This window comes from Pseudomonas sp. FBCC-B1565 (assembly GCF_059133265.1).
In genome coordinates this window covers 2,245,840-2,264,403 of record NZ_CP101438.1, presented here as the reverse complement: position 1 = coordinate 2,264,403, position 18,564 = coordinate 2,245,840, and the positions used below count along the sequence as shown (strand labels likewise).

17 protein-coding genes are annotated in these 18,564 nt (G+C 57.2%); 4 read left to right on the top strand and 13 right to left on the bottom strand.

Features of this window, described 5'->3' with window-relative positions; all coding sequences use genetic code 11:
- Positions 1–18 precede the first annotated feature (18 nt).
- From NL123_RS10750 to NL123_RS10725, 6 genes are all read right to left on the bottom strand, one after another.
- Positions 19–1,530: a hypothetical protein gene (locus tag NL123_RS10750; protein ID WP_494357736.1), complete on the bottom strand. Its 1,512-nt coding sequence runs from the start codon at positions 1,528–1,530 to the stop codon at positions 19–21.
- Positions 1,531–1,643: 113 nt separating this feature from the next.
- Complete coding sequence (locus NL123_RS10745; protein ID WP_179029066.1) at positions 1,644–2,024, bottom strand: hypothetical protein; 381 nt, start codon at positions 2,022–2,024, stop codon at positions 1,644–1,646.
- 2 nt (positions 2,025–2,026) lie between these two features.
- Positions 2,027–3,022 carry a hypothetical protein gene (locus NL123_RS10740; RefSeq protein WP_494357735.1) on the bottom strand — a complete coding sequence of 332 codons (996 nt, stop codon included), beginning with the start codon at positions 3,020–3,022 and terminating at the stop codon, positions 2,027–2,029.
- Between the two features lie 137 nt (positions 3,023–3,159).
- Positions 3,160–4,221: a lipocalin-like domain-containing protein gene (locus tag NL123_RS10735; RefSeq protein WP_494357734.1), complete on the bottom strand. Its 1,062-nt coding sequence runs from the start codon at positions 4,219–4,221 to the stop codon at positions 3,160–3,162.
- Positions 4,211–6,673, bottom strand: coding sequence for an ABC transporter permease (locus NL123_RS10730; protein ID WP_494357733.1), 2,463 nt, complete (start codon positions 6,671–6,673; stop codon positions 4,211–4,213). Before NL123_RS10730 ends, NL123_RS10735 begins: the two co-directional genes overlap by 11 nt.
- Before the next feature lies 1 nt (position 6,674).
- Complete coding sequence (locus NL123_RS10725) at positions 6,675–7,343, bottom strand: ABC transporter ATP-binding protein (RefSeq protein ID WP_248482632.1); 669 nt, start codon at positions 7,341–7,343, stop codon at positions 6,675–6,677.
- Between the two features lie 275 nt (positions 7,344–7,618).
- On the opposite strand from NL123_RS10725, the gene pmrG reads away from it, so the two are divergent.
- The 3 genes from pmrG (at position 7,619) to NL123_RS10710 (ending at position 11,646) form a co-directional block, all read left to right on the top strand.
- Complete coding sequence (pmrG, locus tag NL123_RS10720; RefSeq protein ID WP_248488231.1) at positions 7,619–8,296, top strand: lipopolysaccharide core heptose(II)-phosphate phosphatase PmrG; 678 nt, start codon at positions 7,619–7,621, stop codon at positions 8,294–8,296.
- 174 nt (positions 8,297–8,470) lie between these two features.
- Positions 8,471–10,126: a lipid IV(A) 4-amino-4-deoxy-L-arabinosyltransferase gene (gene arnT, locus NL123_RS10715; protein ID WP_494357732.1), complete on the top strand. Its 1,656-nt coding sequence runs from the start codon at positions 8,471–8,473 to the stop codon at positions 10,124–10,126.
- Positions 10,126–11,646 (top strand): ArnT family glycosyltransferase, encoded by a 1,521-nt coding sequence (locus NL123_RS10710; protein WP_494357731.1) that lies wholly within the window; start codon positions 10,126–10,128, stop codon positions 11,644–11,646. The genes arnT and NL123_RS10710 overlap by 1 nt, the downstream gene beginning before the upstream one ends.
- 9 nt (positions 11,647–11,655) lie before the next feature.
- On the opposite strand, the gene NL123_RS10705 is transcribed toward NL123_RS10710, so the two are convergent.
- The 7 genes from NL123_RS10705 to NL123_RS10675 all read right to left on the bottom strand — a co-directional run bounded on the left by NL123_RS10705 (position 11,656) and on the right by NL123_RS10675 (position 17,590).
- Entirely contained in the window at positions 11,656–12,366 is a 711-nt protein-coding gene (locus NL123_RS10705) for an AAA family ATPase (RefSeq protein ID WP_494357730.1), read from the bottom strand.
- Entirely contained in the window at positions 12,366–13,109 is a 744-nt protein-coding gene (locus tag NL123_RS10700) for an ABC transporter permease (RefSeq protein ID WP_494357729.1), read from the bottom strand. The genes NL123_RS10705 and NL123_RS10700 overlap by 1 nt, the downstream gene beginning before the upstream one ends.
- Before the next feature lie 8 nt (positions 13,110–13,117).
- Positions 13,118–14,311 carry a YcaO-like family protein gene (locus tag NL123_RS10695; RefSeq protein ID WP_494357728.1) on the bottom strand — a complete coding sequence of 398 codons (1,194 nt, stop codon included), beginning with the start codon at positions 14,309–14,311 and terminating at the stop codon, positions 13,118–13,120.
- Positions 14,298–15,104, bottom strand: a complete 807-nt coding sequence (locus NL123_RS10690; RefSeq protein ID WP_494357727.1) for a SagB/ThcOx family dehydrogenase — start codon at positions 15,102–15,104, stop codon at positions 14,298–14,300. Before NL123_RS10690 ends, NL123_RS10695 begins: the two co-directional genes overlap by 14 nt.
- Complete coding sequence (locus NL123_RS10685; protein WP_494358296.1) at positions 15,101–15,667, bottom strand: McbB family protein; 567 nt, start codon at positions 15,665–15,667, stop codon at positions 15,101–15,103. Before NL123_RS10685 ends, NL123_RS10690 begins: the two co-directional genes overlap by 4 nt.
- A gap of 55 nt (positions 15,668–15,722) precedes the next feature.
- Positions 15,723–15,962: a hypothetical protein gene (locus NL123_RS10680; protein WP_494357726.1), complete on the bottom strand. Its 240-nt coding sequence runs from the start codon at positions 15,960–15,962 to the stop codon at positions 15,723–15,725.
- A 698-nt stretch (positions 15,963–16,660) separates the two neighbouring features.
- The gene (locus tag NL123_RS10675) at positions 16,661–17,590 is read right to left on the bottom strand and encodes an ATP-binding cassette domain-containing protein (protein ID WP_494357725.1); all 930 of its coding nucleotides are present in this window, start codon (positions 17,588–17,590) and stop codon (positions 16,661–16,663) included.
- A 561-nt stretch (positions 17,591–18,151) separates the two neighbouring features.
- On the opposite strand from NL123_RS10675, the gene NL123_RS10670 reads away from it, so the two are divergent.
- Entirely contained in the window at positions 18,152–18,460 is a 309-nt protein-coding gene (locus NL123_RS10670; RefSeq protein WP_248482644.1) for a DUF6124 family protein, read from the top strand.
- Positions 18,461–18,564 lie beyond the last annotated feature (104 nt).

Here is an 18,564-nt window from a genome sequence, read left to right as displayed (position 1 = left end):
GTTACCGGTTAAACACGCTTAGCTCTTGGTACTGCTGAGCAGGGTCTGCTTGCACAGGTGGCCAAAGCTGACGAACTGGACATTGTCACCGCCGACGCCAATACCCGGATATTCGAGCACTTCCATACGCCATACGCCGTAGTTGAAGTCGGTACGCCAGGTGTTTTTGTAGCCCTGGGCGTAGTCGACAAAGGTGGTCTGGAAGTCACCGAAGCAGGTGCCTACGTTGATCGTGCCCCCTGCCAGACCGGCGCTGTTGGTGGCCGCCGAATAGCCTTTGTAGACAATAGCGCCGGTGTCCGGGTTGATGTGTTGGTCGAGGTAGACGATCGGGTGCAGCCCCACCAACGGTGCGCCGGTGCTGTCCGACAGCCCCATGGTCCAGCTCAGGTCGCGATAGGCCTGGGTGGTCATGTAGCCATACCCCACGTTGGACGCGGAGGAAGGAATGCGCAACACGTTGCCTTCGCCTTTCACATCAGGGTTGTTCACCCGAGGGTTGGAACCGAAGGACAGGTTGTATTTGCCCGTCGCGCTCCAAGGCTCATTCGGGTGTTGGTTCGGACGAACACGCACCTTGACCACACCGCCGACACCCGGGTTCGGGATCGACGTCGACACGACATTCGCGCCCACGGTGACCCACTGGCTGCCATCGAAACGTTCAAGGATCCACTTGTTGCGCGTGCTGCCACTGGCCGCGTCGGCCGTCAGCGCGATACCCACGCTCTGGCCACGAACCGCCGTGAAATCAAAGTAGTCGACGTCGTTGAGGCTGTCGGCGTTGCCTTTGATGTAGTTCAGGGTATCCGGCAGTTGAAACGCCGTGTCAGGCGTGTCATTGGGCTCATAGGCATCGATATTGGCATCCACCGCCACACCGAACTGGAAGCTGGAACCCGGCACCGCTGCGTTGGCTTCCATGAACCAGTAGTAGTCACCGGCAGGCACCACACCGCTCAGGCTTTCATCGCCCGTGCCTGGGTTATTGGAGGTGCCCAGCGGGAGCGGATTGCCTTGGCCATCGTCCTGGAACAGGGTCAACGACATGTCGGTGCCTGCGGTCTGGCCCACCAGCAACGCGTTGATGCGCGCCTTCTGTGGCAGGTTGAAGTGGTAGCACAGCAGGTCACCGGTCTGCACGCCATTGAGGGTGTACAACTGGTTCACGTCCAGCGTGGTTTCGCAGCCCTGGACCAGTGCCGCCTGCACGGCGGCCGCTGCCTGGGCATCGGCTTTCCTGACCTGGGTCACCGGCGCCGGCGCGGCGTGATCTTCCACCACCGAATCGGCCTGGGCCTTGGCGGCGAACGCCGGTTTTTTCAGTTGAGCGCCCGCTTTGAGTTGCTGCTTGAGCGTCGCAGGGGCCTTGGTGGCCGGTACTTTACCGGCGGCCTTGAGGCTTTGCTTGATGTCAGTTTGAACGGCTTGGGCAGCCAGGTGAGGGTATTGCTCGGCCAGGGCGAAGGCCGAAACGAAGCAGGAGGCCGCCATGGCCGCGCCCAGCATAAAGGCTTTTTTCGATTTCATTTTTTATCCATCCATAGTTAAAAAGTGAAGCTCAGGTGACGTCCGGTCACCTGGGATGGAATGTAGGATATGACTGGATGGATGTACAGTATTTTTTGAAAGAATTTCAATTTCTATGGAATGGGGATGTCACACCACCAGCGCCAGAAGCTCCAGACAGCTGTTGCAATCAACCACATGAACCCAAGGTAATAGGGCCAAACCACCCAGCGCTTAAGCGATAAGGGAATGGAAGCCAGTTCGGCCTCAGTCACCAACCCAGCTTTCAGATGGCGCTTTGAATCTGAAAGTATTTCAGCAATCAGCATCATGCGATATTGCCTGTCGATCCAACGATTTCGGCTCCAAAATCGCTTATTGCCGCAGACCATTTCGTTTTGGCTGAAGTAACTCTCCACCTCGTCGAGCTTTGTATATTCGACAAAAAAACCCAGCCCCAAAACGACAAACACTCCTGCAAAATGCACAAGGGTGAAAGCAAGAAAAAACGACACCGTTAAGCTCCCTCCGGTACAAAGATCACGTCGCCATTGGCTTCTTGGATCTTTCCACCCAATAAAGCACTTTCATGACTAAAAGCATTACCTACGGTCTGCCCACCCGCAGCGCCGCCAATGATTGCGCATGCAAGCTCACCGCGCCCCTTCAGCGCAATCCCCAAAAACATGCGACAACCACGAATCGCAAGTTTGGCACCATACTTTCCCCCGACCGCAGCCCCCGCCACTGACCCCACCAACCTCCCCGTCTCCACATACTTCGCCCGTCTACACTGCGCCTCCCGCCCCTCCACACACGCCTCTTTGATCTCCAACCCCGCCACTCCCACATCCAGCGCCAACCCCACATAAGTCCCTTTACCCAACCACTTCGACATCTGCGCAATCTCCCGCATCCGCTTCGCATACCCGGCGATCTCACCTTTATGCAGATAGCTCTTGGTCGATAGGCCCAATACCTTTTTCAGCGACTCATTGCCCTGCAACCCCGTCCCCAACCGTGCCGCACCGTGCAGTTGCACCTCCAACCGCCGGAACAACCCCTGGCGCTGTTGAATAAACGCCGTCCTGTCCAACGCACCGTCCTTCAACCGCTGATGCAACCGCTCGATCTCCTCCAGCGTCTGCGCCACTTCATCCAGGTGCCGCGCCCAGGCCGACGTCGCGCTGCCGATGCCAATCGAGCCCTTCGCCATGAAACTCTGCAGCAAGTCATAGTTGTCGATCACCGTCGTGCCGGCCGCAGCACTTCCCTCCAGATGGCGACGTACCTTTTCGGCATGCCGCATCAACCAGGCCTCCTCGACCGAGCAATTCACGCTGTGGCTGTCGGGAATAATCACCAGTTGCCCCGGCGCCACCAGGCCGGGGCGCAGGTGCCGGTTCAACACATCAAAATGAGCGGAGCGCTGGCGGCTGGGGGCACCGCCCATCAGTCGGTTTTTCAAGCTCTGATAGTCCGTTACGCGGTTGTTGATAAAACTTTGCGCCATGCCTCACATCCTGTGAGCAGTGAAGATGGCGTCGAAATATAAGCAAGCACCTGCGCCCCGGACACACGTCCAGGGGGGGCGATTTACATTTGGGAAGCTGCCTACGCAGCATAGAAATACAGCCTACGGAAACAACCCTAATACCCAGTCATTTCCAGGTAACCCACCCCACCCTCGAACTGCACCGGGCCTTCCCAGTACGGGATACTCAGGTTCATCCAGGCATTCGGGTTGACCGCTTGCGTGGTGATATCCAGCTGCTTGCCGGGGATTTTCAGCGACCAGCGAGTGGGGATCTTGCGCCCTTCAATAGTCGTCGTATCCAGAGGCGTCAGTTGGATATCTGCGTTGTGCAGGGTTTGTGTATGGCCCTCGCGATCAATCCAGGTGCCGGTCAGGTAGGACGTGCCATCGGTTTGCCGTACACGAAACAGCATCAATTGCTCGCCCCGGTCCAGGTGCAGGGAAAACCAGTCCCAGCCGGTCTGGCTGGCGGTCAGCGGTTGGCTGCTCCATTCGCGGTCGAGCCAGGCCGGGCCGCTGACTTGATACACCCTGCCGTCAATGCTGACGCTGCCACGGGCACTGAAAAATGGCTGGCTGTAGTAGTACGAAGCCTGGCCCTGGTCGGATTTTCGGCTGTAGCCGTGGTCGCCCTGCAGCACCAATGGACGGCCGGACGTCAGGTGCAGGTCGTAGGCGAATTGCGCACCGCTGGCCTTGAGTTGCATGTCCGCAAGAGGGCTCTCGGCACCGGGTCGGGCGACGAAATTCCAGTCGTCGATCCAGGCATTGAACGGCACTGCCTGAGCTCCGGCCTGGCCGACGCCGCCGCGTGCGTAACGTTCGGCAGCGTAATGGCGTGTGGCGGACGTAACGGCGGCGTGGCCGAGCCACACGGTGGAGTCGTGCCAGCCCGCTTGCACTGGCCCGGCCTTGAGCGCGTTGCGAAACAGCGTCCACTGCACGCCGAAGACATTGCCTTGCGCGTCCTTGAGGTTGGCGGTGACGTACCACCATTCGATACGAAAGCCCGCATGGGGGCCGTGATCCTCGGGGAAGCTGAACACCTTGCCCGGCACCACCTGGGAAAAATCCGTCGCGTCGCTGCCCAGACCGGCAAAGCTCTCTTGCGGCGCGGGCACTTTGTCGCAAGCGGCCAGTAACAGACACGCCAACAACAGGGGCTTAATCTTCATTGGCAAACGTCCTCAACAAATCCGCAGGACGGCTGCGGTACAACTGCCACAACGGCCAGGCCGACGCCAGCAGGGTCGCCAGCATCGCCAGCCCGAGCAATTGCGCCAGCTGCCACGGGAACACCTGCAGCGGCAGGCGCCAGCCAAACGCCTGCACGTTGATCACTGCATCCAGGCACCAGGCCAACAGCAGGCCGAGCGGTACCGCCAGGACCAATGTGAGCACCGCCAGCAGCCAGGTCTGGCCGAGGTTGAGCAGCATCAATTGCCGACGCGTGACGCCCAATGCCCACAGCGGTGCAAGCTGGCCCAGGCGGCTCTGGCTCTGGGTCAACAGGCTGATGAACAACGCCAAGCCGGCCACGCCCAAGGTCAGGCTGTTCAGCGCGGCAGTGGCGGCGAAGGTGCGTTCGAACACCTGGCTCGACCAGCCCTTGAGTTGTTGCTGATCGACGATACGGCTGTCGTCCAGGGCAAAGGCGCGTTGCACCTCACGTACCAGCGGCGCCACGTCCGGCGGCGAGACCCGCAGGTTGAAACGCGCCGGTGACAGCGTCGGCCAGTGCGCCAGCAGATGTTGTGAATTGACCAGCACATGCCCCTTGGGGTTGCCGTAGTCGGCGTAAACCCCCACCACCTTCGGCGACCACACACCTTGAGGCGTGGGGATATTCACGGCATCGCCCAGCTTCACCCCAAGCCGGCGCGCCAGCTGCTCGCTGAGCATCAAGGTGTCGCCCTTCTGCAACTGGTCCCAGGGTTCGCTCGTGGCCTCCAGCAGCGGCCAATGCTGGCGGTAGGTGGGATCATCGACCACACCAAACAGGTCCGCCGGCCAACCCTGCACTTGCACGGCGACCTGCCAGGTGGGCAGCACGGTCTGCACCAACGGCTGTTGCGCCAGCCAGGTGCCGAGTTGTTCGGCCTGGGCAGGGGTTTGTGGGTTGAGATACAGCTCGGCGGTCAGACGTTGCTCCAGCCAGTTGTTGAAGGTATGCCGAAAACCCGAGGTCATGGAGCCCGCGCCGATGTTTGCGGCCAGCGCCAAGAGCAACGCCATCAGGGCCAGGCTCAAGGCCGGCAACTGCTGGCGGCAGTCGGCGAGAAACCACTGGCCGAGCACCGAACTGCTACGCCCCAACACGGCCTTGAGCAGGCCGTTGAGCAGCACCGGCAAACCGAGCGCCGCACCCAGCAGCAAGGCGGCCATCAGCACAAACCCGGCAGCCAGGCTATTGCCCAGCCACAGCGCCAGCAAGGCGATCAGCAAGGCGGCGCCAGCCACCCACGCTTGACGGCGCAACCAGCGCCCGTGGGCTTCATGCCAAGCCTGGGCATTGGCCAGCGCCAGCAAGGGCAGGCGCGCTGCCCGCCACAGGCTACTGGCACCGGCGAGCAGCGCACCGATCAGGCTCAAGCCCAGCCCTGCGCCCCACCACCAGGGGCTGAGGCTCAACTGCCCCGGGACTTCGGCGCCATACAAACCACGCAGGCTGGCGGCCACATCGGGCAATAACAGACTGGCCAGCAAGTAGCCACTGGCGACGCCCAGCACACCTCCCAGCAACGAGAGCACGCCCAGCTCCACACTCAGGCTCACAATCAGCATGCGCACGCTGACCCCACAAGCGCGCAACGTACGCAGCAACCCGCGCCGTTGCTCCAGGGCCAGGCCGATGGCGGCATGCACAATGAACAGCCCCACCACAAAGGACAGGAAGCCCAGCGCGTCGAGGTTCAGGTGAAAGCTCTCGGTAAGGCGTGCGAGGTTGTTGTCCTCGCCTTGCTTGAGCTGCAACCCGGCGGGCGGCGTGGGCTGGCTGGCGGCGAATGCCTTGTCCACCAGCAGGCGCGACAGGCGCTCGGGCATCTCCAGCACAGGCTGGGCAAACCCGATGTCGGTGAGCAACAGGCCGGGCGCCATGTCTGGTTGGGCTTGCAATGGCGGCAGTGTGCGGCCGCCCACGGTGGTCGGTTGCTGGCCTTCGCGCAGTCCCAAGGCCTGCAAGGTCTGCGGCGCGATCCAGGTACGCCCCGGCGGATCAAAGAAGGCGAGCATCTGCGCCTGCCTCAAGCGCTGCCCCGCCACGGCGCCGCTGCCGGGCAACGACAACGGGTCGATGCCCATCAACTGCAGGCGTACCTCTTCCAGGCCCTTGAGCTGCACTCGCCCCTGCACCACCGGCGAGACCGGCCACCCGGCGCGGCGCAATTGGGCGAAGATCGCCTGGGGGAAACTCGCCCCGTCCGGCGCACCGAGGCTGGCCTGGGGTTCACCGCCGATCAATTGGCTGGCACGGGCATAGCTGTCACGCGCCTGGCTGTTGAGGGCTTGCACGCCGATCAACAGTGCGGTGGCCAGCCAAAGGCCGGTGAGCACGCTGAAAAACTGCACAGGATGCCGTCGCCAGTGGCTGAGCAATGCGCGCAAGGTCCACTGAAATACCGCCATCTCAGGCGGCGCCTGCGGCTAGAACGCGCCCACGCTGCAACACCACCTGGCGGTCCAGCCGTGCAGCGATGCGCGGGCTGTGGGTGACCATCAACAAGCTGGTGGGACTGTCCCGCAAAAGGTCCAGCAACAGTTGCAGCACTTCGTCGCTGGTCGCCTCGTCCAAGTTGCCGGTGGGCTCGTCGGCCAACAACAGGCCCGGCCGCGACGCCAATGCGCGCCCCACCGCCACCCGTTGCTGCTGGCCGCCAGAGAGCTGTTCCGGGTAGCGCTTGAGCAAATCCCCCAGGCCCAGGCGCTCGATCAACTGCGCCTGCCACTGCGGGTCAAAGCGCCCCGCCAGCCGCGCCTGGAACGCCAGGTTGTCCTCGACCCGCAAGCTGCCGATCAGGTTGAACTGCTGGAACACCAGGCCGATTTCGGTACGTCGCCAATGGGCCAGTTGCGCTTCGCTCAGTTGATCAAGGCGCTGCTCGCCCACCTGAATGCTGCCGCCATCCACACGGTCGAGCCCGGCCACCAAGTGCAGCAAGGTGCTCTTGCCGCTGCCCGACTCGCCCATCAGCGCCAGGCTGCTGCGCTGGCCCAGGTGCAGATCGACACCGGCCAGCACCGCCAACGGCCCCTGGGGGGTGGCATAGCTTTTGATCACACCTTGCACCTGCAACATGACAACACTCGTTTGATGGGCGGCCATCGAGAATAACGGCTGCCGACCAAGGCCACGCAAATTTTTCACATCGATTTCACCAGCTGCCCACCCGTGCCTCATTAAATTACCCACCAAGCCTCACTTGCCGGCAACTTGTTAGTTGTCCTTTTTCACAACTTTTTACATGCAAGGTGTTCAGCGAAAAGACAGCCGTCGTGTGACAGCCTCTGGTCCCACTAAGGACATTCGCTAAAACGTTGCGCCTAATTAATACAAGACTGCCAACAATGCCCATGGTGAATGAAGTGGTTGACCTTACCCTGACCAAACCGCGCTCGCCCCGGGACTTTTTCAAGCGTTTGCAACGACTCTGGCTGGGACTTGCGGTGGTTGGCCTGCTGCTGGTGTGCAGCCTGTTCTGGCCGGCGTCGCCACGGGACCTGGGCATCGGCAACCGCCTGCTGACCTCGCAAGTGATGCCGCTGTGGCGCGACGGCGACCTGATCGTACTGGTGCGCCATGAGGAGCGTTGCGATCGCTCCGCCAACCCGTGCCTGGGCCCGATGGAAGGCCTCACGGTACACGGCAGCCAACAGGCCGAAAAGCTCGGCAACGCCTTTAAATCCATGGGGATGGACACCAGCGATGTGCTCGCCAGTCCCGCTATCCGCACGGCGCAGACCCTGCGTTTCATGTTCGACAAAAACGAGCTGACCTCGGGCCAACAGGCCATCTGCGGCACGGCCATGGGCGAGGAATTGCTCAGTCAAAAGACCCCCGGACGCAATCTGGTGTTCGTTACCCACAGCGGTTGCATCGCCGACTTCGAAAAAACCCAGGGCTTCCCCCATGCCGCGTTCCCCGAATACGGCAGCGCGTTGTTCGTGCAGGCATTGCCCAACGGCAAGTTGAAGATCCTGGGCATCGTCAACAATCCGGATTGGCCTGCCGCGCTAAAACAGACCCACTAACTTACTCCCCGCCCTGTTCAGCAAAAAGACAGCCCTGTTCTGGCATGTTTAGTTGCGCCTTTTAACTAAGGACGTCATGAATATTTTCTGCAATTGTGTGAACGCTGTGATTTTTTCCACTATTACTTCATCACTTGAAACCCACATCTCAGAGCGTCAGGGAGCGACGTTTGCATGACCCGACTAAAACCCCTGCCGGTATTACTGCTGGCCTTCGTTGCGTTTTACCTGCTGCCCCTGGGCCTGCATGGTTTGTGGATCCCGGACGAAACCCGCTACGCCCAGATCAGCCAGGAGATGCTTCAAACCGGCAACTGGGTGGCGCCGCATTTCATGGGCATCCGCTATTTCGAAAAACCCGCCGGCGGCTACTGGTTGATTGCCCTGGGCCAGGCGGTGTTCGGCCAAAACCTGTTCGGCGTGCGCATCGCCTCGGCGCTGACCACCGGCTTGAGTGTGCTGCTGGCCTACTTGATCGCCCGTCGCCTGTGGAATGACCCGCGCAAAAGCTTCGCCTGTGCCCTGCTCTACCTGAGCTTCGGCCTGGTGGCCGGGCAGGCGGGGTATTCCAACCTCGACCCGCAATTCACCTTCTGGGTCAACCTGAGCCTGGTGGCGCTGTGGTTTGCCCTCGATAGTGCCACGCTGCGCGGCCGCCTCTGGGCCTGGGTCGTCGTGGGCCTGGCCTGCGCCATGGGGTTCATGACCAAGGGCTTTTTGGCCTTGGCGCTGCCGGTGCTGATTGCCGTGCCGTACATGCTCTGGCAGCGTCGCCTGGGTGAGTTGCTGCGCTATGGCCCGTTGGCGATGGTGGTCGCAGTACTGGTGTGCCTGCCATGGGCGCTGGCCATCCATCTTCAGGAACCGGACTTCTGGCGCTTCTTTTTCTGGAATGAACACATTCGCCGCTTCAGCGCCGACAACGCGCAGCATGTGCGGCCGTGGTGGTTCTTCCTGCCGATCATCGCCGTGTCCAGCCTGCCGTGGGCCGGTCTGCTGCCAACGACTCTGCGCAAGACCTGGCAGGAAAAACGCCAGCCGGCGATCACCTTCCTGGCGTTGTGGCTGCTTCTGCCCCTGGGCCTGTTCAGCTTGAGCCGAGGCAAGCTGCCGACCTACATCATGCCGTGCCTGCTGCCCCTGGCACTGCTGATGGGCCATACGATGATCGACCTGGTCAAGCAGGGCAAAGCCCGCACGATCTGCCTCAATGGCCTGTTCAACTTCGTGATCGGCATGGCGGCCATGATCGGCCTGATCTACCTGCAAATCGCCCGGCCGCTGTACAGCAACAGCCACGCCGAGATGTTCAACTTGTCCCTGGCCTTCATCGTGCTGCTGGTGTGGATTCTCACCAACCTGCTGCAAGTGATTCGCCCACTGACGCTGTGGGCAATGCCTGCACTGGGCATCGGCCTGCTGGTGATCCTGTTGCCGGCGAGCATGCCGTCGTGGATTGCCGACAACGAAATGCCCGACCAGTTTGTGCTTGAACACCTGGAAGAACTGCAACAGACCCAGGCACTGCTGAGCAATGAACTGGGGAGTGCCAGCGCCCTGGCCTGGCGCCTGAAACGACCAGAAGTATCGCTGTATGACACCGAGGGCGAACTGCGCTACGGCTTGCAATACGCGGGCTCGGTGCATCGCAAAGTGGAACTGGACGGGGTCCAGGCCTGGCTCAAGGAGGCGCGCCAGCACGGCTCGGTGGGCGTGCTGCTGCGGGTCAACAGCACCAGTGAAATGCGCGAAGCCGGGCAACTGCCGCCAGGCGGCAAACGCTACTACAAGGGTTATCTCGAATTGATCATCTACCCGAGCCTGCCCTGATGACACCCTTCTGGAAGACCGAACGCGGCGCCCTGCTGCTGTTGCTGGGCGTCACCGCGCTGTTGCTGCTCACCGGCATCGGCGCACGCGACCTGTGGGGCCCGGAGACCCGCTGGGCGAACATCGCCTTGCAGATGCTACAGAGCGGGGACTACTTCGACCCCTACCTCAAGGGCACCCCCTATTACGACAAGCCCCTGCCCTCCTACTGGCTGATCACCGCCACGGCCCACCTGATGGGCGGCCTCGGGCCGTGGTCACTGCGCTTGCCCTCGGTGATCGGTGCGTGGCTGAGTGTGTGGCTGGTCTACCTGCTCGGTGAGCAACTGATGCGCAAGGGCACCGGGCTGATCGCCGGCTGGATGCTCGCCACCACCTTTTACTTTCTGTTCTGGGCGCGGGTGGCCACGGCGGATGTGCTGACGATGTGCGGCGTGCTGGCGGCCGTCTGGTGGTACTGGCGCGGGCCGGACGACACCCGGCTGGGTCGCTACACCGTGTTCTTCCTGTTGCTGGCCGTGACCTCGCTGTTCAAGGGCTTGATCGGTTTTGTGCTGCCGGGCCTGGTCCTGCTGCCGCACCTGCTCGGCGAGCAGCGCTACAAGCGCCATCTCAACCTGCGCTTGCTACTTGCGCTGCTGATCGCCGCCGCGGTATATGCCGTGCCGTTCGTGCTCTCGCATATCTACGGTGCGCCCACCTATGGGCAAAGCGGCCTGGCCCTGGTATTCCGCGAAAACGTGGTGCGATTCTTCGACCCCTTCGACCACATGGGGCCGATCTACACCTACCTGATCTACCTGCCCGCCTACACCCTGCCGTGGCTGCCGTGCTGGCTGCTCGGCCTGTGGCTGGCGCTGCGGCACTGGCGCCAGACCCCGCCCAACGTGCGATGGCTGGTGTGGGGCCTGGGCCTGTTGTTTGTGTTCTTCACCGCCAGTGGCAGCCGGCGCAGCTACTACGTGTTGCCGCTGGTGCCCTTCGCCCAGTTGCTCGGCGCCTGGTGGCTCAGCGAACGCCTGCAGGCCAGGCCCGCCAGCCGGCCGCGCTGGTACAAAGGGTTCGCCTGCGCCGCCGTGTTGATGCTGCTGGTCATTGGCGTGGCCTACCCATGGAGCAACGGCAATGGCGGCGTCACCCGCTTGGCCGAGGATGTGCGCAGCGAAGCGGTCAAAAGCGCGCCGTGGGAGCAATGGCAACTGGTGCTGGTGGAAGTGGACAACAAGGTACCGATGTACCTGCAAAACGCTGGCAAGCCGTTCTACTACGTGGCCGAGACCCAGGACTTCCCGCGCCAGGGCGACAGCGCAGCGTTCATGGCCTGGCTGCAGAAAACCAGCGGCAAGGCCTTCGACCCGCAGCGCACGATCATCGTCGCGCAGTATTCCAAGGACGACCCGACACCGTTGGCGTACCTGGGCGCGGATCACCAGGTCATCACCACCCAGCCGGACAATGGCGAGCGTTTGTTTCAAAAACGTGAGGGTGGCAGCGTGGCGTTCGTTCCCTTGTCCAAATAGACGACGGTCTTATCCTTTGCGGCTGGCGGCATGGATAAATGCCTCATCCAGGCTTTGGGCGTCGTACGCGTCCATGAAGCCTTGCGCGTCAGTGAACCGGTTGAATCGCCTTTGGCTCAGCATATAAAAATCATCGCAATGCGCGACGATCTCATCGACGTTATGTGATGAAACCAAGACCGCGACACCCTCTGCCGCAGCCCCCTCCAGACAGCGCCAAATGTGATAACGAAACTCCGGATCCACACCCGCAGTGGGCTCATCCAGTATCACCAAGTCCGCGTTGGCACAAAGCAACGACAACGTAAAAAACCAGCGTTTCTCTCCATAGCTGCACAGCGCAGATTTTTTGTTCCAGATCGCGCAGTAGCGCTCGGCGATGCCGGGGCTCCATTTTTCGATTTTATCGAGTGCATGTTGTTGGGTGACCCGGGTGTCGGAGCAAAACAGCATGGCCATTTTGAAGATGTCGAACATGCGAAATACAGGGGGTGTGCTGATGACCTGCGACAGGTACAGCAGCTTGGAGAAGGAGCTGCTTATTTCACCCCCCTCCACTTTCTTCAGACCGCACAGCACGTCAAAAAACGTCGTTTTACCGGAGCCGTTTGGGCCGAGAAGGCCTGATATGCAACCGGCCTCAACTGTCAGCGAAGCCTGATGAAACACGGTATGAGTTCCATACCTGACACCGAGAGAGTCTACGAGAAGCCTCGCCATCAATATCGACTCCAAACAGGATTAATCAACAAAAAACGACAGAGCACTAAAAACAACAACAGAAGGGAAAGGCTAACCACCCAGACAACCAACGCGCACTCCACCACGCCGCCCAACATTATTTTATTCGCCCACCACAGGGGGTTGAAAAAATTGACAATCGTTAATAGGGGATTGACTGAACCCATACTGACGATCCCAAGCGCCAACATCAAAAGGGACAGAATAGAAAAGAGCGTACTCGCATTTTGAAAACCTAATGGGACCAGCGTCAGCAATAACGCGGGTATAGAGAAAAGAACAAAGCAAACATAAAATCGCCCTACAACCATGAGGTATTCAGCACTATCAAGCCCCCCTGAATACATTCGCGTGAGCACATAAAATACAGAGCAATACACTATTGAAACAACTGAGTAAGCAAAAAACTGCCCAAGCAAAAACACAACCTTCGTACGGCCCGTATAAACAAAAGACCGAAGGAAGCCACTTTCCCTTCGCCCGACGATGTAAAAGGCCAGACCAAACAACGCCACATTGGAGGACACAAATGCGTAAAACCATGAAGTCCCCGAAAGATAATCCACAGCCTCACCACTCAGCGGCGCACGCGCATAGCTAATCAAGTAATAGGTCACCACGGGAGACACGACTGTCCACAACAATGCAACCGGTTCTCTGAGTTGCTCTTTTATGAATAACGCCGCTAGCACAGCCGGTCTTGACACAAAATAAAAGTCCATGATTGACCTCACGGAAACGGGACCATCACGCCTAGCCTAGTGCTGAGTATCGACGACTCAAACTCCTTGGAGTACTTATTTATCAAATTGAAATTCTGCGAATTATTCATATGAAGAAACAAATCAGGAGAGACAAACTTAACAAAAACGCCTGCCACTCCGTTAATTTCTTCTAATTTTGAGTAAAAATAGCCAGCGATATCTAATTGCTTCAGTACAAGCAAAAATTTAGGCAATGTAAAATCTTGTAGAGATCCCACACCTCCACACTCGAGCACATTGACGGTTTCCAGATAGGTCTCATAAGCATTGCAACTTAAAAAGTAACGAATATATGAGTCCTCAAGCTTTTCCTCGTCAGAGTCGGTTGCCTTGAACACATTCATAAAACGAAAAGTCTGCCAGAGTTCTAGCAAGGACTTTTCTAAAGCGAGCGTCATATTCGAAGAATAGGCCATACCAGCACAATAATTCACATGACGATCATTTCTTTCCTGTCCATACACAACCAATATGCAACACCCTGGAAATCTGGCATCCGATATATCTAAAAAAGTAATATCCCCGGAAATAGATAGAAGACCATATAAGTACCTGACTTCCCGACTCGCCAATAATTTCTTCACTTCTGTAGCCGGGATCAGTGAACGACACATTTTCGTTAACCAGAACCTGATAAGAAACTGACGTTCAAGGTATTCTTTTATCGCCCCTAGAAAGGCAGTATCTGGGCACCAGTGAAAACTGCACCCACAGGTATCCCGCAAAGGGTAGAACACGTTATCATCACCGACGCTATGGGACGAGAGCGAAATACAGACAGTAGGAATAAAACACGTAGAGAAGTCAGAGGCTCTGGCCACTTGACTTAAAGCAAATCTGTGCGCGCCAACCTCTGCTAGAGTGGTTTTCTTATTCGCAGTCTGAATGAATGCTTCCGCAAAACCCAGAGACTCGCTTCCTGATAGAGACTCACTAAGGCAACCACGTTCTTTTGCTAAAACTTCCCTATAGAAATGCCGGCGCTCGAAATACTCACCTGTAGCAGTTTTTATCGAATTCGAGCCTCCTCCGACACCAGATCCATTAACAGAAAGGAAATCCGATATTTCTACGGAGCTTGGCAGGCCGAGTATGCCCGCAGGCTGAAAAAGGAGTATCCCGGGCAAATCCGGATTATGCATACCATTAATAAGCTTCATGCTGCTTACCTACAAAATGAACGCACATCGGAAAAAACAGAGCAGGGTTAATTCCCAAAACTTTGCACAGCATAAGGTCTGTATAAGCCGACCATAGCCGACATGACAGCCCCAAGAGCTTTGCTTGCAGTTCGACAAGCATGTAAATTGAACCAACCTCCATCAATGCCATTCGATACGCACGATACCGATACTTGAAGAGATTTTTAGGCATATAGACCGCGTAAACTATTGCCAGACTGGGCGCTCCAATTTTATTAGAAGAGAACAGCAGTGCCGCTTTGAGTTCCTCTACGGCAACTTGAATTTGCATCACCTCAAATTTTCGAGACTTCGGAAGCAAATGGAGTACTTTTCCAGGACAAGGCCAAGTAGGATTATTCTCAATCATCGAACAGAGAAAAACCTCAGCCGGGTACAGTGCACCACCGCTCGGATATCCTCTTTTACAAGAGCCTAAATCCCGTGACAGTAATGGGAACATCAATTTTTCTACATCTGAAAACTCTAACGAGAGAGATGCAAAACCTTCACACGACTCATTCCTGTATAATGCTCCCTCTCTATCGTCTTGGGATATATTGATCGCCAGCGACAGATCCATATCGGGATAAAGCGCCAATTCATTACCCGTTAGTTGATCCAGACTTTTCTCATCCAACCGATGGAGAACTGTACGACCTTTAGTAGCGCCATGAAATGTAAAATTACCCTTATTATGAAATTCAAGCACCTCATCGTAAACTGACGACTCTATAAACCTAAGATAATAATCATGCGGTATATTTTTCATTTACCCGCCCTCAAACAATCACACATATACCAGTGCGAGTTAGATTCTTCTGACATCTGACCATCCACCAGTTGAATATATGAACCATGCAGAACATCATCCTGATATTTATGCATATCATTATACTCGGTGAAAAACTTAACCTTTTTGATAACCGCACCAACAACGATCATTTCCTGATAAAGACTGAGCGTCTTAGCGGGCACACCTATATGCTCATTCTTACAAAACGCCAAAACACTCGCCCAGTTATTCTTTGAAGCCGTCACTGACTGGTTATGAATAAGCCTGTCAACGCTACAAAAATGACACGGATTCCCTATCTCTGCGATATGAGGCTGACCAACGCAAAAAATGCTACCCATTTGCCAACAAACACTAATGGCGCTTTTAGGGGACGCGCGCGCAAGATCAAAATATAAACTTTTAACGCGATCATAATCATACGTATAGCACAACAGCACAATAAAACACCTAAGATTTCGCACTGACTCGACCAACTCACTTGAAAACGATTTAAACTCCAAACACGTGGAAAGCTCACATCTGAATAGGCGTTCGATATCAACCTGACCTGCCCACTCATGAACAACTATCGTTTTTTCAAAATATATTTCCTCAGCTAGTCGCAGGGGAACTACTCTTTCTAACTAAAAATTCAAAAGCACCACTTTGACTCAAACCATTTTCCGCCAGCACCTCTTCCAGCTCAACTTTCGTCATTAACTTCGACAGCTTTATTTGTCGAAGAGCATTCAGTAACGACTGAGAATGAATTTTCGAAATCCCAACATCGGAAATCAGCAGACTCTCCGTTTCGAAGTTCAATATTTCATAATTGGGTATGATTATATTCATTGTACGATCCCCTGTAGAGGTTTTCTGACAAACCAGAAAACCTCATTAGGTGAGTGAATACTGAATTTACTCATCCGTTGATGCAGGCTCCATTATCGAGTTATGGCAGCCCCCGCTTCCCCCATTACACCCACCGCCCCCACCACACCCTCCGCTACCACCGCACCCACCTTGACTTCCTGACGCTCCGGCATTACCTGCGTACGGGTTGAACCCTTCTTCACTTTCGAAACTAAAAACAATTTCTCCAAACTCTTCGCTGTTCATTTCGGGCCTCCAGTTTCAGCCTTATACATATATTGACTCAGGTTGCTCACCATCAAGCAACAAAACCAAAACTAGTCCAACTGGAGAATATCGCAACAACAATAAAAACCTCATGCAGGAAATATAACTACTAATTTTAGGAAATTTCACTCACACACTTCAGACGATCAACAATTGCCAAAAGCGTCAGAACCATCACACATCGCGCCTCAAAAAATCAATCCATGTAAATTTAACAACTTAGGGATTATCGAACTCACAGAAGCAACTAATACGCACGCAGGTGTCTTTTGCAAAACAGAACTCAGTCCTACAGACGCGAAGAAAAAAAACCGATAAACGGCACAGGTTATTTCTTAGGGTTTGTCACCCGTGCGAGTAAATACGATCCGCCCGCAGTAGGCATCACTCACTGCGCCATACGCCCGCAATCAAGTATCCGGATTGATCCTGCTTTTGCGCTCCGCATCGGCCTCGCCCGTGTCCATCCGCAAACCCTCCACCTGCTCCTGCACCGCCCGCCCCTCCGCCCGGTTGCGGATGAAACCGGCCCGGGTGAACCGTTCCAGAAACGGCACCGGCAAGGCTTTGTCGGCAGTTACCGCAGGTTGTTCAGCCACATCGCCAAACAAGGTGTACGCCGCACTCGGCAAGTGCCGGGTGTTGAGGTCGCTGGTCAGTCGGCCCGCTTGCAGGACGATAGCGCGGTTGGTCACCCGTTGCAGGTCAGACAAGCGTTGGGAAATATAGAGGATCGCCACGCCCCGGGCGCGCTGGCTGTCGATCAGGCCGAGCAGGCGTTCGGCGTCGGTTTCCGACAGGGCGGCGGTGGGTTCGTCGAGGATCAGCAACCTGGGTTGCAGGGCAAAGGCCCGGGCCAGTACCAGCAGTTGGCGCTCGGCCTGGCCAAGGCGTTCCACCGGGTGTTGCAGCGGCAGGTCCAGGCCCAGCCCGGCGGCGATGGCTTCGGCGCGTTGCAGCAGGCTTTTGCGGTTGAGCAGAAAATCCGCATCGGGTTGACCCAGTTCATCCAGCAACAGGTTCTCGGCCACACTCAGGCCAGGGGCGATGGCGTCGTCGGGGTCTTGGTGCACCGCCACGATGCCAACCCGCCGCGCCGACAACGGCGAGGCAAAGCGTTGGCGCTGCCCATCGACCCACACCTCACCGGCATCCGCCGCCAGGCTGCCGCTGAGGATCTTCACCAGCGTCGACTTGCCCGCCCCCGTGGCACCGAGCAACGCCACGCCCTCGCCCGAGTAAATATCCAGGCTGACCTGATCCAGCGCCCGTTGGGCACCAAAGGTCTTGCACAGGCCCAGCAGGCGGATCAGGGGCTCGGGGGCAACCGGGTTGCTCATGGCTAATCTCTAAGGCGGAACGATGACTCATTACAACGTGCGAACACGCTGATTTATTCCGAACAACAATGAGTTAGGCCCCGGATTAAATGCATTACCTCAAGAACAATCCAATAGCTGAATCGCATAGCCAAATTTTTTTGAGTTATAAGGCAGTTATTAGCAGCTTGAGGAATGCGTTCAGCAAAGCAACCCTGTGGACCACAGGGACGGCAACGGCATCGTTGAGCGGGAGGGTTAGTGGCATTTGGTCATGCTTTGTAAAGGGCCAGCAAGGCGTGTCGCTTTTAATTGCAGGACGTTTCCTAGACAATCTCCGCCGCCTTGTGCCTGCCGGAATCGGTGGCTAGTCTGCGGTCCGTCACTGGTTTTCAGTGATCGGGTTTAGTCGCCCGGAATGACACAAGGCGCATGGTCACATGAAGTTTTATGGTGGCTGTGCGCAGGGCACCTTCGGGTGCGCCGGATTTCCTTGTGGCCGGTCGACTAACCTGCGTACAGCCGCCACCCATCGTTTAGTCGCGCCAGGTGTTGGCTCCTATTCACACAAGGAACTACACCATGAACAAAGCCCTACCCGACCCACCAAAAGACCTCACCAAAGACCGCGCCTCCTTCAACCGCGCCATTGACCATTACCTGCCTTCACAGGGTTTCCACGCCCTCCACGAAGACCTGAGCTTCGAAGACGCCCTGCTCTACACCGCCAGTTTGCTCGACAGCGCATCCGCCACCGCGCTGGATTGTGGCGAGACACTGAGCAACCCCGAACGGGCGAGAATCCTGGCGGTCTGGCATTTGCTGGAGATCGCCAAGGCGACAGTAGATCGCTCCATCGAGTGCCTGAAACCTGCGCCTGCGACTGCCTGAACACGGTCCTACAAAGCAGCTTACCTATGTGCGTGAGCTGACTTGGTGAGTCATCCCGACAAGAGTGCTTTGGTTGCTTTCGACTGGGCAGGCATTCTGTGGCG